This is a genomic window from Mesorhizobium sp. M7A.F.Ca.US.011.01.1.1, assembly GCF_003998295.1.
Classification (GTDB): domain Bacteria; phylum Pseudomonadota; class Alphaproteobacteria; order Rhizobiales; family Rhizobiaceae; genus Mesorhizobium.
Genome location: NZ_RZRT01000119.1, coordinates 1 through 6,581 on the forward strand (window position 1 = coordinate 1; position 6,581 = coordinate 6,581).

6 protein-coding genes are annotated in these 6,581 nt (G+C 62.8%); all 6 read right to left on the bottom strand.

What is annotated here, in order from left to right:
• Positions 1–287: 287 nt before the first annotated feature.
• On the bottom strand, positions 288–1,655 hold the full coding sequence (phnE, locus tag EOA13_RS36245) for a phosphonate ABC transporter, permease protein PhnE (protein WP_127297932.1): 1,368 nt from the start codon (positions 1,653–1,655) through the stop codon (positions 288–290).
• 2 nt (positions 1,656–1,657) lie between these two features.
• Positions 1,658–2,614, bottom strand: a complete 957-nt coding sequence (gene phnE / locus EOA13_RS36250) for a phosphonate ABC transporter, permease protein PhnE (RefSeq protein WP_127297933.1) — start codon at positions 2,612–2,614, stop codon at positions 1,658–1,660.
• 57 nt (positions 2,615–2,671) lie between these two features.
• Positions 2,672–3,580, bottom strand: coding sequence for a phosphonate ABC transporter substrate-binding protein (phnD, locus tag EOA13_RS36255; protein WP_127297934.1), 909 nt, complete (start codon positions 3,578–3,580; stop codon positions 2,672–2,674).
• Between the two features lie 92 nt (positions 3,581–3,672).
• Positions 3,673–4,530: a phosphonate ABC transporter ATP-binding protein gene (gene phnC / locus EOA13_RS36260; protein ID WP_127297935.1), complete on the bottom strand. Its 858-nt coding sequence runs from the start codon at positions 4,528–4,530 to the stop codon at positions 3,673–3,675.
• A gap of 430 nt (positions 4,531–4,960) precedes the next feature.
• Entirely contained in the window at positions 4,961–5,578 is a 618-nt protein-coding gene (locus EOA13_RS36270) for a DapH/DapD/GlmU-related protein (RefSeq protein WP_127297936.1), read from the bottom strand.
• Positions 5,575–6,282, bottom strand: a complete 708-nt coding sequence (phnL, locus tag EOA13_RS36275) for a phosphonate C-P lyase system protein PhnL (RefSeq protein ID WP_127297937.1) — start codon at positions 6,280–6,282, stop codon at positions 5,575–5,577. The genes EOA13_RS36270 and phnL overlap by 4 nt, the downstream gene beginning before the upstream one ends.
• Between the last annotated feature and the right edge of the window lie 299 nt (positions 6,283–6,581).

A 6,581-nucleotide genomic window follows, 5' to 3' on the forward strand; every position in this document is an offset into this window, starting at 1 on the left:
ACTCGATCTCATTGGCTGACATCGCGACACCTCCTCAATCCCAGCATCGCCAACAGAATCACATCCCAACGCCAGACAACCAATCAAAAGAGAGTCATTCACCTCAAAAGATGTGTGCATCCCCTAGCCCTCCGGAGGGAGAGGAAAGGGAGCCAGGTGGCTCGGACAGCCTTGCGCCTTTCCTCTACCCCGTCGATCGGGGGAGAGGTGTCGAGCGAAGCTCGACGGAGTGGGGGTCGACCCTTTGGCGCCGGGCGAGACGATGCTTGCGCTTCTGCGTCACAAGCCTACTCCTGCTCAGCCTGAAGCCTGTTGTAGTCGTGGATCGTCTGGCTCAGCCGGCGGCGCAGGAAGTTGGAGATGTTGTCGAAGATGAAGACAACGGCCAGGATCAGCAGCACCATGTAGAAGACGTTGGCCCAGTTGGAGTTGGTGCGCATCGCTTCCCACAGCTTCAGGCCGATGCCGCCGGCGCCGACAGCGCCGATGATGGTCGCGCCGCGGGTGTTGGATTCCCACTGGTAGAGCGTCTGGCTGATGAACACCGGCACCACTTCCGGCAGCACGCCGTAGCGCTGCACCAGAAGGCCGTTGGCTCCGGTCGAGGTAATACCCTCGCGCGGTTTGTCGTCGATGTTCTCCAGCGCCTCGGAATAGGTTTTGCCGAGCGTGCCGATCTCGGTGAAGAAGATGGCTGCACTGCCCGCCAGCGGTCCCGGCCCGAAGGCACGGGTGAAGAACAGCGCCCAGATCAGCATGTCGATGGAGCGCATGAAGTCGAAGAAGCGCTTGAGCACCTGGTTGACCAGCCGGCTGGGCGTGATGTTGCGGGCGGCGAAGAAGGCCAGCGGAAAGGCGACGATGCCGCCAAGCATGGTGCCGAGAAAGGCCATGACGATGGTCTGCAAGAGCTTCGTCCAGACATCGCCATGCTGCCATTGGGCGTTGTTCCAGATGTTGTCGCCGGCCAGCGCCAGATTGGACGTGCCTGGTTTCAGTTCCGGTCCGGAGACGATCAGCGAGGCGACTTCGCTTGCCGACTTGCCGAAGAAGGGCGAGCGGGTGTCGAAGACGAAGTTTGCCCAGCCGAGAAATCGCTTTCGGATCCTGACGCGGTCAACGGCGACGCGGGCCTCGCCGGCAAAGCCCATGTCGGCGACGACCTCATCCTCATGCGCGGTGATCCAGCCGGGAACCGCTCCCGAGATCAGCGGCTTGCCGGTGCCAAGCGCGACCGCAACGGTCTCACCATGGGCAATTATCGTCGCCTGCGTCTTGGTGAAGGTGATCGACTTGGCGGTGCCGTCGATAAGGACCGTCACCGAACCATCGGCATTGGTCTTGACCCAGTCCGGATCTGGGTTCGGGCCGAGCACCGAGAAGCGTGGATATTTGGCGGTGATCCGTGGTTCGTCGAGGCGGAAGATCGGCTGCACGTCGTAGCTGATCCACTGGGTCAGAAACAGCGGCAGGCGCTCCCAGTGCGATTCCCGCATGACCTGCGGCAGGTTGAAGAACCACAGGGCATAGAGCAGGTAGAGAAAGATGCCGCCAAGCAGCATCAGCGGCCCGAAGCGCTTGTGGAACGGCCGCTGGAACACCTGCGGGAAGCGCTCTTCGATCGACTGGATTTGATCGGCGGTCAAGGCAGCCATGGTCAAGCCCCCACCACGAATGCCTGCTCGCCGACCAGCTTGCGGCGCAGCCAGGCGGAGAACTGGTCGACGATGAAGATCGTCGTGAACAGGAGCAGCACGAGGGCTATCGTCTTGGCGCCGAAGCCGCGCGAGATCGACAGCTTCAACTCCTCGCCGATGCCGCCGCCGCCGACCGCGCCCATGATGGTGGAAATGCGGACATTTATCTCAACACGCAGCAGCGTGTAGGACATGAAGTTGGGCAGCACCTGCGGCAGGCCGGCAAAGCGCACCCGCTCGAACCAGTTGGCGCCGACAGCCCTCAGTCCTTCCTCGGCGCGCATGTCGATGTTCTCGTTGATCTCGTAGAACAGCTTGCCCAGCGCGCCGATCGAATGCAGGCCGATGGCGATGATGGCGGCGATCGGTCCGATCGAGACGATGGCCGCGAACAGGCCGGCGATGACGATCTCGGGAAAGGCGCGCAGCAATTCCATGAAGCGCTTGACGATCAGCCGCAGCACCGGATGCGGCGTCAGATTGCGCGCCGCGATGAAGGAGAACGGCACGGCGAAGACGAAGCCGATGAAGGTCGAGACCAGCGCCACGTTGAGCGTGGTCAGCATCAGCTCGAAATATTCAGGGATGTAGAAGCTGCCCCAGACATAGGCGCGGCCAAGCGGGAAGTTGAATTCCTGGGTGCCGGTGTCGTGCGGGGAAGCGATGTCAAACATCGCTCGCCAGACATCGTTCCAGTCCTTGGGGACGAGCCAGCTCAGGAAATCCAGCAAATGTGGCAGCCGGTCGAAGAAATGCCCGGCATTGGCCTCGTCGGCGAACCACATGGTGCCGCCAAGCGCGATGATGAGAAGGCCGACACCGATGGCGGTGTAGAGCCGGCGCAAGGACGTCTGGCGACGCCAGGCGTCGGCCATCTGGTGAGTGGCGCCGGAAGGGGCTGTCACGGAAAGGGTCATGATCGGACATGCAAGAAGGGCGGCGTTTTCTCGACGCCGCCCTTCCTGATTTCGCCGTTAGCCGCCAATGGCTGCCTTACGGGCTTCGACGATGACGTTGTAGAAGTCCGCCTTGACCGGGACGTAGCCGGTAAAGTCGCCGCCTTCGACGCCTTCGAAGCAAGCCTTGTCCTTCTTCGGCAACTGCGTGAAGAAGTCGGCGAGCTTGGCGGTCATTTCGTCGCCGAGCGCGGTGCGCACGACCAGCGGGCCGTTCGGGATCAGGCCCGAGCGCCAGACTTCGACGAAGTCGTTGGGGTCGACGGCGCCCTTGGCGACTTCCTTGTGGAAGGTGCCCGAGGTGTAGCCGTCCTTGAAGTCGCCGATACCGGAGGAATCGTCCACCGCCACATCGACCTTGCCGTCGCGCACGGCCAGAACATTGTTCTCGTGGCCGCCGTTGAACTGGGTCGAAGCGAAGAAGGTTTCGTTCGAAGCGCCGGTGTCCTTCGGGATCTGGGTCAGCGGGATCAGATAGCCGGACGTCGAATCCGGATCGGCGTAGCCGAGTTTCTTGCCCTTGGCCGACTTGATATCGGTGATGCCGGAGGATTTCAGCGCCAGGCCGATCGAATAGTAGCCGGTGGCGCCGTCGGTCTGCTGGGTGGTGAGGATCGGGGTGACCGCCTTCGGGTCCTTGAGAGCGATGCTGGCGTAGCCGGAAGCGCCGAGTTCGGCGAAGTCGAGCGTGCCGCCAAGCAGGCCCTGGATCACGCCGTCATAGTCGGCGGCGGGGAACAGCGAGACCTTTTCGAAGCCGAATTCGGCCTTCAGATGGTCGGCGAGGCACTGGTAGTTGCGCAGCCGGTCGGTTTCGTTTTCGCCGCCGAGAATGCCGACGCGAAATTCCTTCATATCGGCGGCGTGGGCCATGCTGGTCGCCATGGCGAGCACCGAAACGGCGCTGAAAACCATCTTCCTGAACATCTGTAATCTCTCCTGTAGGTTCCGGCCCCGCGCCGGCAGCGTTATCGATTTTGACAGGTGCCCTTGACGCGGGCTGTCGATCCAGGCCGCTCTCAGTATCCCGGGAATGCGGGCTCGAGCGGTCCGGCGGATGCGGCGATCTTTCGGCTGAAGGCAACGCTGGTCGAGGTGATGGCCTCGGAGATTTCCTGGCCATTGCTGTCGGCGCCGTAGACGAGGCGCACGGCCTCGCGGTTGAGTTCTTCCGGCGGGCCGTCGAAGACGACCTTGCCGGCGGCCATGCCGATGATGCGGTTGCAGTAGGTGCGGGCGGTGTCCAGCGTGTGCAGATTGGTGACGACGGTGATGCCGTCGCGCAGATTGATGTCCTGCAGCGAATCCATCACCACCTTGGCGTTGAGCGGGTCGAGCGAGGCGATCGGCTCGTCGGCGAGGATCACCCTGGGCTGCTGCATCATGGCGCGGGCAATGGCGACGCGCTGTTGCTGGCCGCCCGACAGCGTGCCGGCGGGCTGCAGCGCGGTGCGGGCGATATCGAGCCGCTCGAGCGCGGCGACAGCCTCGGCGCACTCGGCGCGGGAAAACATGCCGAGAAGATTGGACATGGTCGAACGGTGGTTCAGCTTGCCGAGCAGCACATTGGTTAGCACGTCGAGGCGCGGTACCAGGTTGAACTGCTGGAAGATCATGGCGCAGTCGCGCTGCCAGCGTCGCAGCGGCGAGCCGCGCAATTGGGAAACCTCGGCGCCGTCAAAAAAAATCGACCCCTGGCTGGGATCGATGAGACGGTTGATCATGCGAAGAAGGGTCGATTTGCCGGCGCCCGAACGGCCGATAATGCCAACCATCTGACCCTGCGGGATCGCGATGTTGATGTCGCTGACGGCAGTGTTCTTGCCAAATCGTCGGGTGACACCGCGGATTTCGAGCGTGGCGGAATTTGCTGGCATGGGGGCAGGTTCCAGTCCGGACCATTGATCGTCAGGCATTCGCCTAGCGCAGCCACATGAACCTGCCGTGTCGCGTTGATGTCAGTTTTGTTACGCTCCACAGGTGTGGAGTTACGGTCGGCCCAGGACCAGCAGTTTCCTCGAAGTGCTCCATGTCCCTGAAGCTGCAGAAGGGGCGGCTTGATTTCGACTACGGGAGCCTGCTGTTCGAAAAGTGCCAGGCAATCATCGAACAGGCCCCAGCCATGCGGCGGCCCGATCATCCGCAAGATGCTGGATCTGGTAAGCGAAGGTGGTGTGGAGGACGTAAGCGTCGTGATCGGGATGCCGGTAGCCGAACGGCACGGCCAGCGCATTACGCCAAGCCGCAACCTGCGCCGGTGGTGTGTCAGGGATATGAACAGGTTCGCCCATGACGAAATGTGATGGCTTATCCGCCGTATTTTTCCAGAAAAGCCTCGGCCTCAAGCGAACGAAAATCATCCAACGCGGCGCGCAGCCTTGCATGGTCCCAGTCCCACCAGGCAAGCGCCTGATAGCGCTCGGCGGTGCGGCGATCGAAGCGCTCGCGGATCGGTTTGGCCGGCACACCGCCGACGATGGTATAGGGCGCGACATCCTTCGAGACGACGGCTCCGGCGCCGACCGCGGCGCCATCGCCGACGGTGACGCCGGGCAGGATAGTCGAGCCGTGACCGAGCCAGGTATCGTGGCCGATGGTGACCCGCTTGGCGCGGCGTTGGGCGAAGAATTCGCTCTCGTGCTCGGCATCGTCCCAATAGTCCGAGGCGCGATAGGTGAAGTGATGCAGCGTCGGCCGCCAGGTCGGGTGGTTGGTGGCGTTGATGCGAACGCTGGCCGCGATGTTGGAAAACTTGCCGATCGCGGCGCACCAGACAGCGCAATCCTGCATCATGTAGGAATAGTCGCCGAGTTCGCTCTCCAACACCCGGCTGCGGTCGGCGATCTCGGTCCAGCGGCCGAGCGTCGAGTTCTGCACCTCCGCCGTCGGGTGGACCAGCGGTGTCTCCGATAATTTCCTGGTCATGCGGCGACTTTTCCAGGAGCGAAAGCGGTGACGTCGATGATGCGGTCGGCAACCGCCTCGCGCACGTCGTGGTCATGGAAGATGCCGAGCAGGGCGACATCAGCCGCCTTCTTGGCGGCGATGAGCTCGATCACCACATCGCGGTTCCTGGCATCGAGCGAGGCGGTCGGCTCGTCGAGCAGCAGGATCGGGTGCTCGGTGATGAAGCCGCGCGCGATGTTGACGCGCTGCTGCTCACCGCCGGAGAAGGTCGCAGGCGGCAATGCCCAGAGTTTTTCCGGCAGGTTGAGTTGCGCCAGCAAGGTGCGTGCCTTGCCGCGTGCAATTTCGCGGTCCTCGCCGCGTTCGACCAGCGGTTCGGCGACGACATCGAGCGCCGAGACGCGCGGCACCGTGCGCAGGAACTGGCTGACATAGCCGATCGTTTGACGGCGCACGGCAAGCACGGTGCGCGGGCTGGCGGTGGCAAGGTCGATCAGCCCGTCGTCGTGCGTGACGATGATCTGGCCCTCGTCGACGGCATAGTTGCCGTAGAGCATCTTGAGGATCGAGCTCTTGCCGACACCGGATGGGCCGCCAAGCACGGTGCATTCGCCGGCCCTGATCGAGAACGAGACTCCGGCGACGACGGGCAGTTTGATGCCGTCGCGCAGATGCATGGTGAAGCTCTTGGCGACGTCCGAGACAACGAGGGGGGTAGCCATCAGAAGGTCCTCCAATCATCGTTCGTTTGCGGGCCAGCACCCCCCTCTGCCTTGCCAGGCATCTCCCCCTCAAGGGGGTGTTTGGACCGGAGACATCGCGAACAGGTGTGCGAGGACATCGCGAACAGTTTGGCGTGCTTTGCGCCGGGAGGTTCGCGATGCCATTTGGGAGCACCAGCGTGATGGATGGGAAGTTGGAGTTTGTGCGTCTTGCGGTGCAGGATGGCAGCAATGTCAGTGCGCTTTGTCGTCGTTTCGGGATTGGCCGAACCTGTGGTCACAAGTTGATCGCGCGGTAT

What these genes read in the sequence shown, in the direction of transcription:
- phnE (WP_127297932.1), bottom strand. Translation starts at nt 1,655, where the DNA reads ATGGCTGCCTTGACCGCCGATCAAATCCAGTCGATCGAAGAGCGCTTC.
- phnE (WP_127297933.1), bottom strand. Translation starts at nt 2,614, where the DNA reads ATGACCCTTTCCGTGACAGCCCCTTCCGGCGCCACTCACCAGATGGCC.
- phnD (WP_127297934.1), bottom strand. Translation starts at nt 3,580, where the DNA reads ATGTTCAGGAAGATGGTTTTCAGCGCCGTTTCGGTGCTCGCCATGGCG.
- phnC (WP_127297935.1), bottom strand. Translation starts at nt 4,530, where the DNA reads ATGCCAGCAAATTCCGCCACGCTCGAAATCCGCGGTGTCACCCGACGA.
- EOA13_RS36270 (WP_127297936.1), bottom strand. Translation starts at nt 5,578, where the DNA reads ATGACCAGGAAATTATCGGAGACACCGCTGGTCCACCCGACGGCGGAG.
- phnL (WP_127297937.1), bottom strand. Translation starts at nt 6,282, where the DNA reads ATGGCTACCCCCCTCGTTGTCTCGGACGTCGCCAAGAGCTTCACCATG.